We start from the raw sequence: 18515 nt of genomic DNA on the forward strand, positions 1-18515 counted from the left end.
GGCCCGCCGCAACGGCTTCCGTAGACGGAAAATTGTTTGCGACCGCCCGTGGCCTACGGGAGCATCTCAGGATGCTGGTGACGATCTCTTGTACGCGCCCCGTGGGAGCCGAATGGCCCGCCACCGATCTGGGGTATCTGCTGCACAAGAATCCTTCGCGCAGACAGACTTTCGAGCAGTCCTACGGTGTCGCGCACGTCCTCTACCCGGAGGCGAGCGACGGCCGTTGCACCGTGGCGCTGCTGCTGGAGATCGACCCGGTGCGGCTGGTGCGTGGAAAGTCCAAGGGCACACCGGACTTCAGCCTCGGCCAGTACGTGAACGACCGGCCGTACGCGGCGTCGTCGCTGCTGTCCGTGGCGATCTCGACCGTGTTCGGCTCCGCGCTGCACGGCCGCTGCGCCCAGCGTCCGGAGCTGGCCGAGACGCCCCTGGACCTGCGCATCGAACTGCCGGCGGTCCCCTGTAAGAGCGGGCCCGAGTACGCCGAGCGTGTCTTCGCGCCGCTCGGCTGGACGGTCGTGGCCACTCCCCTGCCGTTGGATCCCGCTTTTCCCGAGTGGGGCGACTCCCACTACGTCCGTATCGAACTCACCGGCACGCTGCGCCTGGCCGACGCGCTGGCCCATCTGTACGTCCTGCTCCCCGTCCTCGACGGCAGCAAGCACTACTGGCTGGACGCCGCCGAGATCGACAAGCTCCTGCGCTTCGGCGAGGGCTGGCTCACCGGTCACCCGGAACGCGAGTGGATCACCCGCCGGTATCTGACGCGCCGCCACACCCTGGTCCGTACGGCGCTGGCCCGCTTGGCCGAGCTGGACGACGCGGCCCCGGAAGAGCTCGACGCGATCGAGGTGGATGCTGACGACGCGGCGGATACCGCTGCCGAAGCGACGGGCGATGCCGCTGCCGGAAGCGACGGCGATGCGGCCGAGTCGGCCGAAACCGAGGAGCACGCCCCGTCACTGGCGGTGCTGCGACGCGCCGCCGTGCATCGGGCCGTGCTGGCGACCGGGGCGAGCCGGGTGCTCGATCTCGGATGCGGTCAGGGCGCGCTGCTGCTGGAGCTGGCGACGGACCGGGCGTTCGGCGAGATCGTCGGCATCGATGTCTCGATGCGCGAGTTGAAGATCGCCGCGCGACGGGTCCGCCGACTGCCGGAGTGGCAGGCGCGGCGGGTCACGGTCCGGCAGGGCGCGCTGACCTACACCGACGCCGCGCTGAAGGGGTACGACGCGGCGGTGCTCATGGAGGTGATCGAGCACGTCGACGCCACCCGGTTGAAAGCGCTGGAGCAGGCCGTGTTCGGGGCGGCGGCCCCGGGCGCGGTGGTCGTGACCACGCCGAACAGCGAGTTCAACGTCCGCTACGACGGTCTGGCCGCGGGTGCGTTCCGGCATTCGGATCACCGATTCGAGTGGACCAGGGCAGAATTCGCGGACTGGGCACTCCGGGTCGGTGCGGCGTACGGGTATGCCGTGCGCTTCGAGCCGGTGGGGCCCGTGGATGTGGAAGTGGGGGCCTCGACACAGATGGCTGTGTTCACCAGGAACAACGGGTTCACCGAGAACCACGACGGCGACGAGAAGGGAGCCGCGTAATGGCAGAACTGTCCGTCCCGGCGCTGTCGCTGGTCGTCTTGATCGGCAGCAGCGGTTCGGGCAAGTCCACGTTCGCGCACAAGCATTTCCGGTCGACGGCGGTGCTGTCCTCGGACGCCTATCGCGGCCTGGTCAGCGATGACGAGGCCGATCAGTCGGCCACCGCGGCCGCGTTCGAGTTGCTGCACCACGTGGCGGGCGTACGGCTGCGGCGCGGCCTGCGCACGGTCATCGACGCCACCAATGTGCAGCCCAAGGCGCGGCAGTCGCTGGTGGAGCTGGCGCGCGCCCACGACGTGCTGCCGGTGGCGATCGTGCTGGACGTCCCCGAGAACGTCTGCGTGCAGCGCAATGCCCAGCGGGTGGACCGCGCGGATCTGGGCCCGCACGTGGTCGGCCGCCACCAGCGCGACCTGAAGCGCTCGCTGAAGTTCCTGGAGCGCGAGGGTTTCCGCACCGTGCACGTGCTGCGCGGCGTGGACGAGGTCGAGGCGGCGACCATCCGCGACGAACGGCTGTGGAACGACAGGACCGATCTCACCGGCCCGTTCGATGTGATCGGTGACGTGCACGGCTGCCGGAGCGAACTGGAGACGCTGCTGGGCGAGCTCGGCTACGTCCTGATCCGCGACGACGCGGATCGCCCGGTGGACGCCCGCCACCCCGACGGCCGCACCGCGGTGTTCGTCGGCGACCTGGTCGACCGCGGGCCCGACACCCCGGGCGTGCTGCGCCTGGTGATGGGCATGGTGGCGTCCGGGAACGCGCTGTGCGTCACCGGCAACCACGAGTTCAAACTGGTGCGCGCCCTCGACGGCCGCCGCGTCACGGTGAAGCACGGCCTGGCCGAGTCGCTGGCGCAGCTGGAGGCCGAGGACGCCGAATTCCGCAAGGCCGCACAGGAGTTCATGCGCGGTCTGGTCAGCCACTATGTGCTCGACGGCGGCGACCTGGTGGTCGCGCACGCCGGCCTGAAGGAGGAGTACCAGGGCCGCACCTCGGGCCGGGTGCGCGAGTTCGCCATGTACGGCGAATCCACCGGCGAGACCGACGAATACGGGCTGCCGGTGCGCTACCCGTGGGCCAACGACTACCGCGGCAAGGCGCTGGTGCTCTACGGCCACACGCCGATGACCGAACTGGTGTGGGTGAACAACACCCTGTGCCTGGACACCGGCGCGGTGTTCGGCGGCCGCCTGACCGCCCTGCGCTACCCGGAGCGGGAGCCGGTATCGGTTGCCGCCGAACAGGTCTGGTTCGAACCGGTGCGCCCGCTGCAAGCCGCCACCTTCGCCACGGGTGAGGCCGTGGTGCGGCGGGATCCGGGCGTCCTGGACCTCGACGACGTGCTGGGCCGCCGGGTGGTGGAGACCCGCCACCTGGGCCGGGTCACCGTGCGGGAGGACGCCGCGAGCGCCGCGCTCGAGGTGATGAGCCGCTTCGCCGTGGATCCGCGCTGGCTGGTGTACCTGCCGCCGACCATGTCCCCGTGCGCCACCTCCACCCTGGACGGCTATCTCGAGCACCCGGCCCAGGCCTTCGAGTACTACCGCTCCGAGGGCGTGGACACCGTGGTGTGCGAGGAGAAGCACATGGGTTCGCGTGCGGTGGTGGCGGTTTCGCGGTCGGCCGAGGCGGCCCGCGACCGGTTCGGCGTGGAGGACGGCAGCACGGGCGCGGTGTACACCCGCACCGGCCGTCCCTTCTTCGACGATCCGGAGCGCACCGAGGCCCTGCTCGCCCGGGTGCGCGCGGCGGCCGAAACTGCCGGGCTGTTCGAGGAATTGGGCACCGACTGGCTGCTGCTGGACACCGAGCTGCTGCCGTGGTCGGCGAAGGCGCTGGGGTTGTTGCGCTCCCAGTACGCGGCGGTCGGCGCGGCGGCTCGCGCCTCGCTCGCCGACGCCTCGGCCGTCCTGGCGGCCGCGGCCGAAAGAGGCGTGGAGGTAGGCGATCTCGCCGCGCGCACCACCGCGCGCCTCGAGGACGCCGACGCCTTCACCGCCGCCTACGGCCGCTACTGCTGGCCCACCGACGGCCTGGAGGGCGTGCGTCTGGCCCCGTTCCAGCTGCTGGCCGCCTCGGGCGCGAATTACGCCGGGCGCGACCACACCTGGCACCTGGAGCGCATCGACCGCCTGATCGCGGCCGACCCGGAGCTCTTCACCGCGACGGCCCGCCGCGTGGTGGACCTGTCCGCCCCGGAGACCGAGGCCGCCGCCACGGCCTGGTGGACCGAGATGACCGCGGCCGGCGGCGAGGGCATGGTGGTCAAGCCGCTGGGCTCGCTGGTGTCCGGCGCCGGCACCCGCAGTGGCAGGCCGGTGCAGCCGGGCGTGAAATGCCGTGGGCCGGAATACCTCCGGATCATCTACGGCCCGGAGTACCTGCGCCCGGATCAGCTGGACCGGCTGCGGCAGCGCGGGCTCGGCGGCAAACGGTCCATGGCCCTGCGCGAGTACGCGCTGGGGCTGGAGGCCCTGGACCGCTTCGTCGCCCGGGAGCCGCTGTGGCGGGTCCACGAGGCGGTGTTCGCGATCCTCACGCTCGAGACCGAGCCGGTGGACCCACGACTGTGAGTGGCGTCGCGTGGCACGCATCCGCGTGCCACGCGACGTGCTCAGCCCAGCTGGTCGCGGAGGAGGTCCAGGTAGGGCCGCTGCCCCTTGCCGAGCTTCTCGTGCGCGGTGTCGAGGTCGAACCAGTCGACGCGGTCGATCTCCGGGAATTCCGCCATGCGCCCGGAGCGCGGGGGCCATTCCATTTCGAAGGTCCCGGGCACGACTCGCGCCGGGTCGAGATCGGCTTCCACGGCCCAGACCGTGAGTTGTTTCCTGCCCCGGCCACTCCCGTATTCGACGTCGCCGAGGGCGATCCACTCGCCGTCGGGCACCGGTAATCCGAGTTCTTCGTCGAATTCGCGCCCGGCGGCCGCGCGCGCGGATTCCTCGTCGGGCTCGTATTCGCCCTTGGGGATGGACCAGGCGGAGGCGTCCTTCTTCGCCCACAGCGGGCCGCCCATGTGCCCGAGCAGCACTTCGAGGCCGGTGGTGCGGCGGAAGAGCAGGACGCCGGCGCTGTATCTGAGGCTCATGGAGAGGAGTTTGCCGAATCGGCGGCGCGGGGCACACTTCGGGCACTATGGTGAGCCACACTGCGGCAACCCGGACGTTAGGGATCATTTCCCGATAACGGACGAATAATTCCCAGCGTGGCCTCTTGCGCCCGAAACCTGTTCGGCACCATCGAATTCCATTAAGCTCCTGGGTTCGTATCGCCCCACACCTGTTGACGGATTGGATACCGCATGCAGTTCCGCAGCGCCGCCGCGGCTACCACCCTGGTGATCGGAGCTTTTGTCACCCCGGCAGTCCTACCGCCGGCAACCGTCCCGGCGAACGCCCAGCCCGCCGACGCCCCCGGCCTCGCCTACTCGACCAAGCTGGTGAACGGCGCGGTGGTCACCACCCTCAAGGGCGGCACCTTCGAGCTGACCCAGGGCCCGGACGTCGTGAACGTGAAGGACGGCGACGGCAAGGTGCTGCTGTCGCTGCCGCTGGCATTCCATCTGGGGCAGACCGACATCCCGGTCCAGCCGGAGGTGCAGAAGGACGGCACCGTCCTGTCCCTCACCCCCGCGAAGCCCGACGGAGTGTCGCTGTCGCAGCCGCTGGCCGTGAAACCCGTTGCCTCGCAACTGGAGAACGACCGCGCCACGAACAACTTCAGCAGCCAGTTCGGCCTGGCCACCACCATCGGCACCTTCGTCGGCACCGCCATCGGCGCGACCATCGGCTGTGTGGCCACGCTGGCGCTGGGCTGCCTGCCGGGCTTCATGACCGGCGCGACCGTCGGCGGCATCATCGGCTCGATCGCCGTGGGTGGACCCACCCTCATCGCGAATGGCATCGACCTGCTCACCACCATGCAGGCGGCCGACGGCACCACCAAGTGGGCCGACAAGACCACGACCGCGCCGATTCCGGCCGCCCCGGCGCAGCCCGCCAACTGATCCTCAGGCCCGCGGAATCGGAACCCACCACATCAGCGCGGTTCCGCGCCCGTCGAATCCCGGCCCGAGTTCGAGGGTGCCGCCGAGTTCGGCGGCGCTCCGGCGGCGGACCGGAGCGAGAAGATGGTGGCCGAATCCTGATGCCGCTGTACGGCATCGCGCCGCACCTGGTCGTGCATCCGGACATTGGTGATCTTCACGGCGGCGGTCACGGCGAGCGCCTCGATGATCCGCTCGTCCTCGTCGCTGAACGGCCCGCCGCGCTTATTGGTGAAATACAGGTTCCCGAGGACGGTATCGCGATAACGCACCGGCACCCCGAGGAAGCTGCGCATGCCCGGATGCCCGGCGGGCCAGCCCTCGAAGGCCGGGTGCTTGGTGAGATTGGCCAGCCGCACGGGGTGGTCCCCGGACAGCACGAGGCCGAGCAGCCCCCGCCCCCGCGGCCAGTGCCCGATGCGGCGAATCGTCTCCTCGTCCATGCCGACCGCGATGAAGCGCGCCGGCCGCTGCTCACCGCTCCCGTCATCGGCTTCCAGCAAACCCAGCGCACCGTATTCGGCGTCGACCAGCCGGGCCGCCGCCGTAACCAGCTGGTGCAGCACGAGTTCCACGTCGACGGCGGAGACCACGGTATACACGGCCTCGACGAGCGCGTGTAGCCGTTCCCGGGAGGCGTTCAGCTCACGCACCTCATCCGGGACGACACCCCACCGCTCTTCGGACATGCGCAAAGGCTACCTACGAGCAATGGCGGGATATGTATCTCTCGGACCGGGTGTCGCGGCGGAGAACCTCCGCCGCGACCACGGCGGCAACCGGGCCGACGGGTGCGCCGACTAGACCCGCAGGCCGTCGACCAGTGCCAGCACCGCGGGTTCGGTTCGGGCGCGGGCGGATTCGGGGTCGTCGGAGTTGGCGATGAACATGGCGGCCTCGCCGAGCGCGGACAGGATCATCAGCGACAGCGGCCGGATGTCGAGATCGGCGCGCAGCTGCCCGGTCTGGATTCCGGATTGCAGGCCCGCGACGATCAGGCCGAGGCCGTACTTCTCGTCGACCTCACGCCACTCCTGCCAGCCGAGCACCGCGGGGGCGTCGATGAGGGTGATGCGGACGCGTTCGGGGTCGACGCAGGAGAGCAGGAAGTTGTGCAGGCCCGCCTCCAGCACGGCCATGGCGTCGGTGGGCGGGGCCTCGGCCATGGTCTCGGCGACCTGCTGCAGGATCGCCTGCTGTTCCTGCTCGTAGACCGCGCGGAACAGGTCCTTCTTGTCCTTGAACTGGTGGTACAGCGCGCCGCGGGAGCTGCCCGCCCGCTCCACGATCTCGGGCGTGCTGACCGCGGCGTACCCGCGTTCGGCGAACAGTTCGCGCGCTGCGGCCATCAGATTCGCGCGGGTCGACTCGGATCGTTCGGCTTGCCTGATCATCGACGCCTTTCTGAGCGGGTAGGTGGATCGTAACGCCGAACCATTGAAAACAGGCAGCCTGTTTGTTAGTTTGAGAAGGTCTTCACCATCTCCACTCCAGAGGGAGTTCTACAGATGACGAACACCATCTCCCCCCAATCCCCCGCGGCCTGGCGCGATCCGGCACTGGGCGCCCGCCGCGAACTCGCGCTCCCGCAGGGCACGCTGCCCGTCTTCGACAGCGGCAGTGGCGATCCCATCGTTTTCGTGCACGGACTGCTGGTCAACGCCAACCTGTGGCGCAAGATCGTCCCCGCCTTCTCCGGCGAATACCGCTGCGTGGCAATCGACCTCCCGTTCGGATCGCACACCACGGCCATGCCCGACGCGGACCTGACCCCACCCGGCCTGGCCGAACTGGTCATCGCGGCCATCGAGGAGCTCGATCTGGGCCCGGTCACCCTGGTGGGCAACGACTCCGGCGGCGCGGTCAGCCAGCTGGTGCTCGCCGCCCGCCCCGATCTCGTCGCCCGGCTGGTGCTGACCTCCTGCGACGCGTACGAGAACTTCCCGCCGTCGTTCTTCGACTACCTGGGCCTGGCGGCCCGCACCCCGGGCGCGCTCACCTCGCTGGCCGCGACCATGCGGCTGCGCCCCGTCCGCCGCCTGCCCATCGCCTACGGCTGGCTGGCCCGCCGCCCCATCGACCGCGCGGCCAGCGACTCCTACGCGCTACCGGTCGGCGCGAAGGGCATCCGCGCGGACGTCCGGCGCGCGATCACCGGTCTCGATCGCCAGTACACCCTGTCCGCCGCACGGACTTTCGCGGACTTCAAGAACCCGGTGCTGCTGGCCTGGTCGGCGGGTGACCGCTTCTTCCCGGAGCGGTACGCCGAGCGATTGGCCGTCGACTTCCCGGACGCGCGCATCGAGTGGATCCACGATTCGGGCACCTTCTCACCCGAGGATCAGCCCGAACAGCTGATCCGGGCGATCCGGGTCTTCCTGAACGATCAGAAGTCGCCGCCGTCGAATCCGCCGAAATCGCCGAAATCGGTGCCGCCGCCGAAGTCCTGACCACCGAAGTCCTGGGTGCCGGGGTCGTAGCCGCCCTGGTCGTAGCCACCCTGGTCGTAGGAGCCCTGGTCCGAGCCGCCGTCGGCATATCCGCCGTCGGCGGCGTCGAGGCCGTCCTGATAGCCGTCGCCGTAACCGCTTTCGAAGGCGGACGCGTCATAACCGACGCCGGACATGCCGCTGAACAGGGAATTGAACAGCAGTGCGGACCCGACGCCCCAGGCCCCGGCGACCAGGGCGGTCTTCCACCACGGTTCGGAGTACCAACCGGCAGGTACCGGCCGGCCCGCGACCCGGCCACCCGGGTAGTAGTTCGGCGTGGCCGGCGACGGCATGGGCGAGGCCTCGACCCGGCGCCCCTCGAATTCGATGGCCCGATCCTCGGTCACCCGACCCGCGGTGCGCTGCCCGTCCAGTTCGGGCACGGCCGGGCCCGGATCCATTCCCATGGCGGTGCGGGCCGCGCGCACGTAGTAAAGCCCTTCGAGCGCCGTCTCTTTCGCGAGCCGCGCCTGTGCGGCGGTCCCGGCCTGCTCGATCTGCGCGCCCGCGGCGTTGAACCGCTCCCCCGCGTCGGCGAGCGCCTGCTTGGAGGCGTCGTCACCGCCGGTGAGGTTGTAGACCTGGCCGCCGAGACGCTCGATCACCCGGCGCGCGTCCGCCTTGGCGTCGGCCAGTTCGGTCCCGGCCCGCGAGCGTTGCCCGCGATTGACCGCGACCACGGCCAGCAGCACGACGACGATGATCAGCAGGAGAACGGCGACGGTAGACACGCGACCAGCCTACGCGGCGAAATTCGCCAGCCAGTTGCTACTCGCTCCGGGCTCGCTGAATCCTCGGCCTATCCGGCTACCGCCGCGAAACGGGTCGTATGACCGGCTGGATCAACCTCCTCTTCGTCCGGCTCCGACACCGCGAACTGTCGTTTGCCAGCGGTTTTCGCCGAGTACATGGCCCGATCCGCACTACGCAGCAGGTCCGAGAAATCGCACTCGCGACCGGGCGGGCAGAAAGCGGTCCCGACACTCGCCGACGCGGGCACGAATCCGGCAGCCGTGGGCACCGGCTCACACAGCGCCGCCAGCACCCGCATGGCCAGCTCACTGAGCGAATTGCGGCGCGCGGGCAGCGCCACCACGAACTCGTCGCCGCCGTAGCGGGAGATCACGGTCTCCGGCGGACAGGCCGCCCGCAGCCGCTGCGCGATGCTGACCAGCACCTCGTCACCGACGGTGTGGCCGTAGTTGTCGTTGATCGCCTTGAAATCGTCCAGGTCGATGAGCAGCAGCCCGACGCCGCGCGCCGGATCGGCGGCCATCACCCGCACCCGCTCCTGCAGCAGCGAGCGGTTGGCCAGATCGGTGAGCGCGTCGTGGGTGGCCTCGTGCCGCAGCCGGGTCTGCAGGGCCGCGATCTCCTGCACCCGCACCGACACCGCCTCGGACAGGCTGCGCTCCTGCTGGACCAGGGCGCGCTGCTGCAGCGCCTCGGCGTAGGCGTCGATGGCCTGGCTGGCGATGAACGACCAGCGGGTGGCGATCAGCGATCCGCGCACGCCCGGTGCGAGTCCGAGCAGCGCTCGGCTGGCGGGGGCGAGCATGCGGGTGCGCTCGAACGGAGCGTCGGCCAGGCTGCGGCCGATCCGGCGGGCCGAGCGCACCGGAAACGGTTCGGAGCCCGCCAATTCCAGCAGTTCGCCGATGACGCCGCCGAAGATGCGCTCGAGGTCAGCGGAGGGAACGCTGGGCGCCTGGCCCAGCGCGGCGCTGCTCGCGCCGGGGTGCACCGACCGCACCCATTCCCGGATGGTCGCCGCCACGATGGCGGAGGTTCGGGTATCGAGACGGATGGGCATGCGCGCTCACCCTGCGTACGTGATGCCAGGACCGGCGTGCGCGCCGGTCACGCCCTTCGGATCGAACTCACTACTACGCGGTCGGCCACACCAGTGGTGCATGCTCACCGCCCCCTTTCCAGATACCCCCGTCCGGACAAAAAGGATCCTAGCAAGCCACCCGACATCGAAAACCCCTGATTCAGAACAGGTTCCCACTGTCTCGCGAATGGCGATCGGATGTCTCATCGCTGGCCGAGCTCCGGTGTTACACCCGATTTCGGCATGTTTTCCGCGACGCGCCGGAGGCCGGTCCCGACCGGCCGCGACGTGCGGAGACGCGACCTGATTGGCATTCCGGGAGTGAGGTTCGGTACAGTGCTGACGCACACGGCATCCACGGATGCGGTGACTGCGGGTGTAGTTCAATGGTAGAACCTCAGCCTTCCAAGCTGATGGTGCGGGTTCGATTCCCGTCACCCGCTCTTTCCCGTTCTGCGGGAGCGTCGGTCCGACGCGCAACGGGGTGTAGCGCAGCTTGGTAGCGCATCCGCTTTGGGAGCGGAGGGTCGCAGGTTCAAATCCTGTCACCCCGACCATTTTTCGAGCCGCTCCACCCCGATTTCACTGGTAGAAGCGGACAATTCACTCCACTCGCACGGCGATCGTGGCGCGTCGCGCCGTCCGCCGTCGCGGCTGTGTCCTATCTCTCTCATCGCCCGGGTGTGTCGAGTCACCCGGAAGCCGGATTCCGGTAACCGGATGTTGTGCCTCCGTTTGCACTGTGTTATCGATTTACGGTGCTGGTCGACGACAAGATGAACGTTTCCGGCTCGGTGCTGTCCGGCCGCGAGACCCGTTCTCGACTCGTCCCGGCCGCCGGGCTGGGTGTCGCGGTGCTTTTGCTGGCCATCGCGCAGGCGTGGGCCTCCGCCCACGGCGTGATGGGACCGCTGCGCAGCCTGATCGACGACTACTTCGCCAATCCGCAGTCGGCGGCGGTGTCGTGGGCCGGACTCGGGCTCGCCTGCATCGGGGTGCCCGCGCGCACGCGCATGATCGCGCTGGTTGCCGCGGGAGTGCTGGACCTGCTGACTTTGGGGCTGCAGATGGCCTGCGGCTGGCATGTGTCGATCGGGACCGGGCCGACTCTCGCGCTCACCGCGCTGACGGTGGTCGTGCTCCGATGGGAGGGTGAGCGTCGCCGGACCGCCTTGCAGGCCATCGCGTTCGGCGTGTTGCTCGTCATGGCGTCCAAACTCGCCGACACCTGGCTGATGGTGAGCATCGTCGCCGGGCCGCGGGTGCTCGATCAGTATGTGCAGCTCGCGGATCGGGCGCTGGGGGAACCGGCGTGGGTGGTCGGGCGGCTGCTGGACACGCTCGGTCCGATCCCCTCGCATGTACTGCATGTCGTCTATATCCAATTGCCGGTGGCGGCGGTGGTCGTGGCCGTGTGGCAGTTGCGTCACGTGTCGACGAGTTCGTGGCCGCGGCACCACCTGGTGCGAACGTTCTTGCTGCTGGGCGTGATCGGGCCGCTCGGGTACGTGCTGTTCCCGGTGGTCGGCCCGGTGTTCGCGTACGGGCCACTCGGGCACGGGCTGGAGATCGGGGACTGGCCGCAGGTGTGGCCGGCGTTCACCACCGATCCGCAGCCGATGCTGTTCGACTCCGAGACGGCCCGCAACTGCATGCCGTCCATGCACACCGCGTGGGCGACCGCGCTGTTCATCCACTCCCGCCGCGGGCCGCGATGGCTGCGCTGGGCGGGCACGTTCTGGCTGGTGTGCACGCTGCTGGCGACGCTCGGATTCGGATACCACTACGGCAGCGATCTGGTCGCGGGCGCGGTGCTGTGCATGACCGTGGAGTCGGCGCTGCGCGATCCCCGACGCGGGTGGGAGCATCCGCGTGTCCGCATGGTGTCGCTCGGCGCGGCGGTACTCGCCGGATTGTTGCTGGCCTATCGGTTCCTGGCCAACACCATGGCCGCGTATCCGGTCGTCGCGGGGGCGATGGTGCTGGGCTCGCTGGCGGCCGTATCGTTCCTCTTCTACGCGACCTGGTTCGCGCGTCCGGGCAGCCGGTTGGCGCACTGGGGAGGCCGAACACCCGTCGACGGATTTGCCGTCGATTAACCACTCCCCCAACGCAATCCGGACATCTTTGCCCGAACCTTGAAAGGGTTACCCTCTCCCTGATGATCACAACGCGGGCGGGGCAACAGAGCTTGCTGCGCACTCTCAAGTCTGACGGCCGCGCGGGCCTGCCTCGCATTCCGATCGTGATCGGGATTCTGCTGACGCTGGCGATCACGGCGATCTTCTCCGCCATGCACGGCTTCCTCGACCTGCAGGTGTATCGCATCGACACCCGCGGCTGGCTCGAGCACGGCACCCTCTACGGCCCGACCCTTCCTGTCGCCGGCCACACCGACCTGCCGTTCACCTACCCGCCGTCGGCCGCGGTCCTGATGATCCCGCTGGCGATCGTCCCGCTCTGGCTGGCTGAACTCCTGGTGACCGCCAGCTCCCTGGCCTGCCTCGGCGTCACCCTGTGGCTGGTCATGTCCCGTGTCCGCCCCGACCTGGACTCCCGCCTCAAACTGACCCTCACGGTGTCCGCCGTGGTTCTCATGCTGGCCGTCGAACCGGTCCGAACCACCCTGTGGTTCGGCCAGATCAATCTGGTCCTGATGGCCGCGGTAGCCCTCGACTGTCTCACCGAGAAGCCCCGCTGGCCCCGAGGCGTCCTGGTCGGCATCGCCGCCGTCACCAAACTCACCCCCGCCGCCTTCATCCTCTACTTCCTCATCCGCCGCGACTGGAAGGCCGCCGCCACCGCGGCGGCCACCGCCCTCGGCGTCGTCGCCGCCGGGTTCGTCCTCCTCCCCGACGAATCCCGCGACTACTGGTTCCACGCCGTCATCGACACCAACCGCATCGGCTCCCCCGACTACGTGGGCAACCAGTCCATCAAAGGCATGTCCTTCCGCCTCTTCGGCTTCTCCTCCTCCACCGCCACTGTCGTCTGGCTGGGCCTCGCCCTCGTGGTAGCGGCAGCGGGCGCGTACCTGATGCACCACCTGACCCGCCTCGAGCGCAAGGACGCCGCCGAAGCAGGCGTCCCCGCCCCCGCCCCCATGACGGTCCTCACCGTCGCCACCCTCCTGGTGAACGCGGCCGTCCTCCTCCTCGTCTCCCCGGTGTCCTGGACCCACCACTGGGTCTGGGCAGCCCCGGCCCTGGTAGCCGCCATCGCCTGGGCCACCACCCGCCCGGCCCCCGCCACCTACGCCCTCATAGCGACGGTCGCCCTCTTCTTCCTGATCGGCCCCGGCATCGTCCCCAACGGCAGACACCAAGAGCTCCACTGGCACTGGTGGCAACACCTCCCCGGCGACATCTACATCCTCGCCACCGCCGCCCTCCTCACCCTGGCCCTGGCCCGGCTCCTCAAGCGCCGCACCCCGGCCGTTTCCTAGGATCGGGCCTGGACGCGGCGCAGGCCGAGGCGATCCGGCTCGGGCGTCAGTCGCGAACGAATTCGTAGGTGTGGAACACCAGGCCGGCACCCATCTTTCGAGTGTTGGTCAGGTGTAGCGGCTTCTTGTCGCTGATCTCGTCGAAGAGCCGCAGGCCGCTGCCCAGGACGACCGGGAAAACTACCAGGCGCAGTTCATCGGCCAGGTTCTGTTCCATCAGGGTTCGGACGAGCTGGTAGCTGCCATAGACCAGGATGTCACCGGCGACGGCGCGCTCGAGCTCCGAAATCTCCTTTGCCGCGTCGCCGTCGAGGATCGTGGTGTTGGTCCATCGGGGCGGTTCGAGGGTCGACGACACCACGTACTTGGGGATGCTGTGCATTCGGTCCGCCCACTCGGGGCTCACGCGGTCGGCCGCCCCGCCGCCCGGTTGTATCCGGGACTCGAACCACTCGCTGGTCCGCCTGCCCAGCAGGAGCGCATCGACGCTCCGCAACTCCTCCGTCTCGCGGGCGGCCCAGTCTCGGAGGTCCTCGGTTTCGACGAACCGGTGGAACCAGCCGCCGAGTTCGAAGCCCTCCGCGCCGTCCGGGTCCTGGACCACTCCATCGAGGGTGATGTTCGAGCTGATGACGATCTTTCCCATTTCCTGCTCCTTGGACGTTGTTGTCGGCTGTCACAGGTGTGGACGGTGCGGCATTGTCGAAGGGGGCGCTCCGCGACCGACCCTTTCGCGCCGCCGCCGACGTCCATACCGGATGGGACTGCACACAGGGAATGAGGTGGCGAGAGTGGAGTCGGTGCGAACGGACCTGCTGTCGAGGGCGCGGGGCGGGGACGGCGAGGCGTTCCGGGCGCTGACCGAGCCGCATCGTCGCGAGCTACAGGTGCACTGCTACCGGATGCTCGGATCGTTCCAGGACGCCGAGGACGCGCTGCAGGACACGATGCTCGCCGCGTGGCGAGGTCTCGAACGGTTCAACGGCCGCGCCTCGCTGCGCACCTGGCTGTACCGCATCGCCACCAACCGGTGCCTCGACGCGCTGCGCTCCGCTCGCCGACGCCCCGCGCGGCAGTGGGACGTCCCCGGAATCGACCTGCCGGAACCCACCGGACTCGGCGAAATCCACTGGCTCGAGCCCTATCCCGACGCCCTGCTGGACGGTGCGATCAGTGTCCCGCTCGGCCCGGAAGCCCGCTACGAGCAAACCGAATCCATCTCCCTGGCCTTCGTGACCGCCCTGCAGATCCTGCCGCCCCGCCAGCTCGCCGCCCTCATCCTGCGCGACGTCCTCGGCTTCCACGCCACCGAGGTAGCCGACATGCTCGACACCACCGTCGAATCGGTCAAGAGCGCCCTCAAACGCGCACGCGCCGGAATGCAGGACCGGCTGCCGGTGACCACCGCCCCGCGGCCGCCCGCCGACTCACCCGCCGAGGACGCGATCGTGGCGAAGTTCGTCACCGCCTACGAATCCGCCGACATCGAAGCCTTGGTCGCACTCCTGACCGACGACGTCTTCATGTCGATGCCACCGATCCCGCTGGAATACCGAGGCCGAGACCTGGTGGCTCGCTTCCTCACCCTCGTCTTCGACTCGGCACACCGATTCGAACTGCTCCCGACACGAGCCAACGGTCAACCCGCCTTCGCCGTCTACCGGCACCCCTCCCTCGGCACCCACGGATCCGGCCTCTTCGTCCTCACCCTCACCGGCGACCGCATCAGCGCCATGACCCGATTCGAGAACACCGTCCTCCCCGCATTCGGCCTACCGCAATCCCTCCCCGGCGCATGAGCGCCGTCGCCGATCACGACGTGTAGGCGACAAGCACCAGCACATTGCCCGAAACTTGCAGGTAGGCACGGGGTTTGAACTCGGGAGTGACGAACTCCGCATCAAGCTCACGACTCGTCCGGAATTCGCCGCCGGGCAGCGACGACGCGAGCTCCGCGCGGAGCTTGGGACCCGAATCCGAGGCCACGGCAGCGGGTTCGTTGCCGATGGTCCGCGTGCGCAGCGCTTCGGCCACCGCGGGGTCGAGCGAAATGATGGCCTGCAGCCAGTAGTCCGACGGACCGGGGACATCGATGCGGGAGGGCGTGGTCTCCATACCCTGAACGCCCGCGGCCCAGATCGCGGACACAGGTTGCGTGATGGCGGGCCACCGCGATGTCAGCGGCTCGAGATCGTGCCGGAGCGCTTCGGCGGGCGCGGGTGCCTCCGGCGGGTTCGCGCATGCCGACACCGCGGCCACCAAGGTCGCGCCGGCCACCAGCCCCAGCAGCTGCCGTCTCGTTCTGAGCATGCCGCCCAACCTAATTCACTGGCCGGAGCCGAAAGGCACTCGATACGTGGCGTTTCGCGCGACGAGAGTCGAGACGCAACGCTCAGTCGGCCTGGCAGGCGGGGCACCAGAAGAGGTTTCGGCCGTCCATCACCGTGCGGACGACGGTGGCGCCGCAGGGACGGCAGGGTTCGCAGCGGCGCTCTCAGCTGGTCTTCTTGACGGGAGGAAGGTACTTGCCGAGGGTTGCGGGATCCTTGGCGTCGCCGGCGGGTAGGTAGATGCGGTAGTTCAGTCGGAACAGTCCGCTGGGCGGCGAGGGCAACCAGTTGCTCGCGTGGTCCGCCGGTTGCTGGTTCTGGATGTGGATATCCAGTGAGCCGTCGGGGTTCTTGGTCAGGCCCGGGGTTCGGTCACCGATGGAGAACCGGTTGATCGGATTCTTCACCAGCTGAAAGTCGGAGCCGTACATGGTGATCGACCAGAATCCGTTGGGCAGTGTGGGTGGGAGCTGGTCGGCGTTGAAGTGCAGCACATACTGCTGTGATCCGTCGAGTAGAGTCGCGTCTCCGTCCTCGTACGTACTGAAGTACTCGGCCTCGTCACGGTCGTGAACGAACAATCCCTCCAGTGCCCCGGCGGCACGGTCGAAGTAGTTGACCCCGTAGGTTCCCGGCTCGAGGTTGTTCCAGCGCGTGGGGTACGGGGTGCCGCGGTACTTCACCTTCCACGACATGACATTCGGACCGTCGACTGCCGCGCGCGCCAAGCCTTTTCGCATCGGTTCGCTGAGTGTATTGATGTCCATGGGCTTGCCGAGGGTGACCCCACCCCGGCGTAGTAGTTCGATGGCCGCGTCGTTCCCCGGTGCCGGTGGGTTCTCGGCCGCCAGATCAGCGACCGTCTGGAAGAACGCCAGATCGCCTTGGTAGTTCGGGCGCGGGCTCAGATCCGGCACGGTGACCTGGCCGTGCTTGGCCGGGTCGTTCCAGTTGGACAACGCGGTGGTGGTGAACTTCTCTTGCAGCGCATTGACTTCGGCGAGATCGGCGGCGTTGTCGGGCAGCACGCCGATGCGGATCGCCACCATCGCGCTGTTGTTCGGTAGCCGATGCTCGATCACTCCGGGCGGCAGTTCGCCGTGCCAGTTCGGTCCCACGAATGCGTGGTCACCGCCCTTGCCGCCGGTCGCCCGGGTGCCGAGGTAGAACACATTGTTGGTGTAGGCGTCGGCGACCTCGACCGACCAGTATCGGTCCGTGATGTCAGGGGCGGTCAGGATCATCGGCTCATCGCGAAGCTCCATCCCCACGCCGCTGTACACGGTGTCATTGTTCGGCGTGTACGGCATGACATCGTCTGCCGTGGCCAGGGTCTTCATGTGGCCGATCTGGTTGAGCGGAGCGGCCGGCGCGTACGCCTTGGCCTTCTCCAACGCGACCGGATCCAGCCGCAGCTTGCGCTCCCGCTCGGTGATCGTCAGCGGGAGTCCGAACACGTAGTTCTGAATGCCGACCGAATAGGCCCACTGTTCCTCGGACTGTGCATCCGCGGCACGAGTGTCGGAACCTTGCGGCGAGGCATTCTCCTTCGTACCGGTCGCACATCCGAGCAATAGGGCAGAGACCCCCAAGAACAGCACGGGTACCCGAACATAACCCGGTAGCCGTCGTAGCGAGCGGGGAAGATTGACATGGCGGCTCATGAGGCAATGGTGACACCCAATAGCTAACTTATGGCAACTATCAGTGGGGGGTGTTGGCCGCCGACTCCTCGTCGTGGCGGTCGGCGAGCTGTAGTAACAACAACACGGCCACACCGGCCACCACGATCCCGATCAGGTTGACGCCGAGCTGAACGAGCGAGCTCAGTGCCGCATGCCATTTGCCCGCGAAAGCCGCGACAGCCGCCAATCCGGCGGCCGGCACCGTCGTCACCGAAATGAACACACCCACCAGCACGGCGGAGCTGGAGGTGACCACGGCCAGCATCCCCGCTACCCCTGCCAGCAGGGCGACCACCAGTGAGAACGGCCCAACTTGGTAGATGAAGTCGAAGGCATGGGCGCTCTCGACATTGCCGACCCCGATCCAGCCGAGGCGGACCCACACCAGCGTGGCCAGCACGGTGATCGCCATCGCGGCCGTAAACGAAATGGCCAGGGTGCGCACCGAAGCCCGCACCAGCCGCGGATCGCGGCGCACCAACCCCACCGAAAGCGCTGCCAGCGGCCGGAATTCGGGCCCGACCACCATCGCGCCGACCAAGGTCAGCGGCGATGCCGTCGTCACCCCTACCGCCGACAGCAGAATCGCGATCGTCAGAAACGCGAGAAAGGTGGGCGTGAAGCGGGCCCCTTCGCGCGCCTGCCCGAGCAACTGCGCCCATACCACCACTCTATCGGCAGGTGTCGGCGCCGCGGCGTCGGCGCGTTCCCCTGCACTGGAGAGCATGGTTCCCGACGACGCGAACGAAATACTGCCCGTCCGAACAAGATCCAGAGCACTCAGCGCGGAGATCGCGGCATTGACGGAGGCCCGCGCCAGATCGGCTTCGATCACATCGCCGGGCGGATCCACGGACCCACCGCATGCAAGGGTCACATTGGTGGCACCGGGTTCCGCGACCAGGATTTGTACTACTTCGCCGCTCCGCTCACTCGGAGAAACGACGCGTAGATGTAGCACAGCACGGCCTCCTTCAGCCCGGCGGTGGGCTGAGTTCAAGCGGTGGCAGCAGCCCAGTTCATCATCAGCAACCATAACGGCAGCGGGACCGGATGCGTCGCGGCCTGCCCCGGTGG

16 protein-coding genes, 2 tRNA genes and 1 pseudogene are annotated in these 18515 nt (G+C 68.5%); 9 read left to right on the plus strand and 10 right to left on the minus strand.

The window, feature by feature from the left end; translation table 11 throughout:
- The first annotated feature begins 71 nt into the window (after positions 1 to 71).
- Together ACWEOI_RS24570 and ACWEOI_RS24575 are read left to right on the plus strand one after the other, a co-directional pair.
- Entirely contained in the window at positions 72 to 1601 is a 1530-nt protein-coding gene (locus ACWEOI_RS24570) for a 3' terminal RNA ribose 2'-O-methyltransferase Hen1 (RefSeq protein ID WP_452361133.1), read from the plus strand.
- Complete coding sequence (locus ACWEOI_RS24575; protein ID WP_452361134.1) at positions 1601 to 4180, plus strand: polynucleotide kinase-phosphatase; 2580 nt, start codon at positions 1601 to 1603, stop codon at positions 4178 to 4180. The genes ACWEOI_RS24570 and ACWEOI_RS24575 overlap by 1 nt, the downstream gene beginning before the upstream one ends.
- 41 nt (positions 4181 to 4221) lie before the next feature.
- Here the strand turns inward: ACWEOI_RS24575 and ACWEOI_RS24580 are convergent, their stop codons facing one another.
- The gene (locus ACWEOI_RS24580) at positions 4222 to 4695 is read right to left on the minus strand and encodes an NUDIX domain-containing protein (RefSeq protein WP_452361135.1); all 474 of its coding nucleotides are present in this window, start codon (positions 4693 to 4695) and stop codon (positions 4222 to 4224) included.
- Positions 4696 to 4908: 213 nt separating this feature from the next.
- On the opposite strand from ACWEOI_RS24580, the gene ACWEOI_RS24585 reads away from it, so the two are divergent.
- On the plus strand, positions 4909 to 5613 hold the full coding sequence (locus ACWEOI_RS24585) for a hypothetical protein (protein WP_452361136.1): 705 nt from the start codon (positions 4909 to 4911) through the stop codon (positions 5611 to 5613).
- Positions 5614 to 5645: 32 nt separating this feature from the next.
- Here the strand turns inward: ACWEOI_RS24585 and ACWEOI_RS24590 are convergent, their stop codons facing one another.
- Positions 5646 to 6341: a GAF domain-containing protein gene (locus ACWEOI_RS24590; RefSeq protein WP_452361137.1), complete on the minus strand. Its 696-nt coding sequence runs from the start codon at positions 6339 to 6341 to the stop codon at positions 5646 to 5648.
- 111 nt (positions 6342 to 6452) lie between these two features.
- Positions 6453 to 7046 (minus strand): TetR family transcriptional regulator, encoded by a 594-nt coding sequence (locus ACWEOI_RS24595; RefSeq protein ID WP_433671682.1) that lies wholly within the window; start codon positions 7044 to 7046, stop codon positions 6453 to 6455.
- Between the two features lie 114 nt (positions 7047 to 7160).
- Between ACWEOI_RS24595 and ACWEOI_RS24600 the strand changes: the two genes are divergently transcribed.
- Entirely contained in the window at positions 7161 to 8102 is a 942-nt protein-coding gene (locus ACWEOI_RS24600; RefSeq protein WP_433671680.1) for an alpha/beta fold hydrolase, read from the plus strand.
- Here the strand turns inward: ACWEOI_RS24600 and ACWEOI_RS24605 are convergent.
- Positions 8039 to 8875 carry a DUF1542 domain-containing protein gene (locus ACWEOI_RS24605; protein WP_452361138.1) on the minus strand — a complete coding sequence of 279 codons (837 nt, stop codon included), beginning with the start codon at positions 8873 to 8875 and terminating at the stop codon, positions 8039 to 8041. The two genes, ACWEOI_RS24600 and ACWEOI_RS24605, sit on opposite strands and share 64 nt — an antisense overlap.
- 68 nt (positions 8876 to 8943) lie before the next feature.
- On the minus strand, positions 8944 to 9957 hold the full coding sequence (locus ACWEOI_RS24610; RefSeq protein WP_433671678.1) for a diguanylate cyclase domain-containing protein: 1014 nt from the start codon (positions 9955 to 9957) through the stop codon (positions 8944 to 8946).
- A gap of 393 nt (positions 9958 to 10350) precedes the next feature.
- Here ACWEOI_RS24610 and ACWEOI_RS24615 point away from each other — a divergent pair.
- From ACWEOI_RS24615 to ACWEOI_RS24630, 4 genes are all read left to right on the plus strand, one after another.
- Positions 10351 to 10421: transfer RNA gene (locus tag ACWEOI_RS24615), tRNA-Gly, on the plus strand.
- A gap of 37 nt (positions 10422 to 10458) precedes the next feature.
- Positions 10459 to 10535 (plus strand) — tRNA-Pro (locus ACWEOI_RS24620).
- 219 nt (positions 10536 to 10754) lie between these two features.
- Entirely contained in the window at positions 10755 to 12077 is a 1323-nt protein-coding gene (locus ACWEOI_RS24625) for a phosphatase PAP2 family protein (protein ID WP_452361232.1), read from the plus strand.
- Between the two features lie 62 nt (positions 12078 to 12139).
- Complete coding sequence (locus ACWEOI_RS24630) at positions 12140 to 13423, plus strand: glycosyltransferase family 87 protein (RefSeq protein ID WP_452361139.1); 1284 nt, start codon at positions 12140 to 12142, stop codon at positions 13421 to 13423.
- 46 nt (positions 13424 to 13469) lie between these two features.
- Here ACWEOI_RS24630 and ACWEOI_RS24635 read toward each other — a convergent pair whose 3' ends face one another.
- Positions 13470 to 14069 (minus strand): dihydrofolate reductase family protein, encoded by a 600-nt coding sequence (locus tag ACWEOI_RS24635; protein ID WP_452361140.1) that lies wholly within the window; start codon positions 14067 to 14069, stop codon positions 13470 to 13472.
- 154 nt (positions 14070 to 14223) lie between these two features.
- Between ACWEOI_RS24635 and ACWEOI_RS24640 the strand changes: the two genes are divergently transcribed.
- Positions 14224 to 15222 (plus strand): sigma-70 family RNA polymerase sigma factor, encoded by a 999-nt coding sequence (locus ACWEOI_RS24640; RefSeq protein WP_452361141.1) that lies wholly within the window; start codon positions 14224 to 14226, stop codon positions 15220 to 15222.
- Positions 15223 to 15235: 13 nt separating this feature from the next.
- Here the strand turns inward: ACWEOI_RS24640 and ACWEOI_RS24645 are convergent, their stop codons facing one another.
- The 4 genes and pseudogenes from ACWEOI_RS24645 to ACWEOI_RS24660 form a co-directional block, all read right to left on the minus strand.
- Positions 15236 to 15733 (minus strand): hypothetical protein, encoded by a 498-nt coding sequence (locus tag ACWEOI_RS24645; RefSeq protein ID WP_452361142.1) that lies wholly within the window; start codon positions 15731 to 15733, stop codon positions 15236 to 15238.
- An 82-nt stretch (positions 15734 to 15815) separates the two neighbouring features.
- A pseudogene (locus ACWEOI_RS24650) lies at positions 15816 to 15893 on the minus strand (zinc finger domain-containing protein); the annotation flags it as partial.
- A gap of 24 nt (positions 15894 to 15917) precedes the next feature.
- Entirely contained in the window at positions 15918 to 17210 is a 1293-nt protein-coding gene (locus ACWEOI_RS24655; protein WP_433671669.1) for a DUF1254 domain-containing protein, read from the minus strand.
- A gap of 247 nt (positions 17211 to 17457) precedes the next feature.
- Entirely contained in the window at positions 17458 to 18291 is an 834-nt protein-coding gene (locus ACWEOI_RS24660) for a DUF389 domain-containing protein (RefSeq protein ID WP_433671667.1), read from the minus strand.
- Positions 18292 to 18515: the final 224 nt, after the last annotated feature.

Source organism: Nocardia sp. NPDC004340, from assembly GCF_053602575.1.